The sequence below is a fragment of the Johannesbaptistia floridana genome (assembly GCF_057440575.1).
The window spans coordinates 1-1,620 of sequence record NZ_JALKVM010000275.1 but is presented as its reverse complement, the minus strand read 5'-3'; the positions used below and the strand labels follow the sequence as shown (position 1 = coordinate 1,620).

Sequence of the window (1,620 nt, the reverse complement as noted above, 5' to 3'; positions counted from 1 at the left end):
CTGCTACTTTAAGATTATTGGGCTAATAGGCTTCTTATGGCGCTTTGTTGACTTAAGGTAGCATAAGTTCAAACAATGGCTAAATTACGGAGAATTTCCCTCCCTCAACCTCAAAGTAAATATGTAAATGCGATCGCCTTATTGCCCTGGGGAGCAAAAGCTATAGCTAATGGCAATAATAATACTTTAAGAGTTTGGGATATAGAAACTGGTGAAGTAGAACTTGTCCTAGAGGGTCACACAGACTGGGTTAATGCAGTTACAGTAAGTCCTGATGGCAAGATAATTATTTCTAGCAGTCAAGACAATACTAACAAAATCTGGGACTTAGAAACCGGGACAGAATTATTAACTTTAAAACAATATACTTATCAAGTTGACCCTGGCGGTATTAGTACAGATAGAGCTAAGATAGTATTGGGGGATAAACAGAAACTAATAAAAATTTGGGATTTAAAAACCAAAGAACAACTTTTTTCTCTAGAAGGTCACAAGAACATCATTCAAAAAGCGATAATCACTCCAGATAATCGCCTATGTGTGTCTAAGAGTTGGGATTGTTTATTGGTTTGGGATATAGAAACGGGTAAACAATTACTAACTCTAGATATTTGTGAGGATTGGTTAAATAAGTTAGATGAGTATGAATATAGAGGAACTTATTTCTCAGTAAATGGTCATAACTATGATGATTATAGTCAAATTTTATTGATTACTGCTGATAGTCAAAAAGTTGTAGCTGGTAATCTGGAAAAAAGTTTGAAAATTTGGGATTTAGACACAGGAAAAATATTATTTAATAGTCTAGATACTCTTGGGGATGGGAAGGGAGCGATCGCTATTACCCCTAATGGAAATAGTTTAATTACTAGTAATGATAATCTGTTGCAAGTGTGGGATATAAATACCCAAGAACAAATAACTACTCTCAAAGGTCATACCAACTATACTAGTGTGGTCGGTGTAACTGCTGATGGTAATTTTCTTGTTTCAGGAGGTGGTGATAAAACTCTCAAGATTTGGAATTTAAACCAAGGAATCGAGATCGCTAGTTATGATGTTCCTCATAAAATTAGTTGCTTATTTATCTCTATGTATCAACCTTTAGTTATTGTAGGAGATATCACTGGGGAATTATATTATTTAAAATTAAATGGCATTTCGTAAATTGTAGGTTGGGTTGATGTCACTACACCCTACAATCTACCTCTATTCGGTGCGTTACGGCAATTAGTTATATTGTGTTGAATTTATAGAGTGTTGTGCCAGCCTAACGCACCCTACAATCTACAATCTACTATTCTTACCTTTGTCCCTAATTGTCAACTGACTAAAACTTTCCCATTATAGCTATTTAGCTAATCAAATGGGAAATTTTTAGCAGTAATGGGTAGATATTTTCAACTGTATTTAGCCCTACACCCTACCAACAGGTTTAACTCAGATCTTTCACCAGAACTTATGTACTAAATTAACCTCAGAAAAAGTTCATTTCTCTACTTCAAGACTTCAAAACTCATTACTCATTACTTCAAAACTCAACCCCAACCAGTAACTTTGGGTAAACTCATATCTTGCACCAGAACTTATGTACTAAATTAACCTCAGAAAAAGTTCATT

1 protein-coding gene is annotated in these 1,620 nt (G+C 34.6%); it reads left to right on the top strand.

Features of this window, described 5'->3' with window-relative positions:
• Nucleotides 1–75 precede the first annotated feature (75 nt).
• Entirely contained in the window at nucleotides 76–1,167 is a 1,092-nt protein-coding gene (locus MW688_RS17030) for a WD40 repeat domain-containing protein (RefSeq protein ID WP_486737209.1), read from the top strand.
• Nucleotides 1,168–1,620: the final 453 nt, after the last annotated feature.

Excerpts from the sequence above, each read along its gene's own strand:
- MW688_RS17030 (WP_486737209.1), top strand. The coding sequence starts at position 76 with ATGGCTAAATTACGGAGAATTTCCCTCCCTCAACCTCAAAGTAAATAT.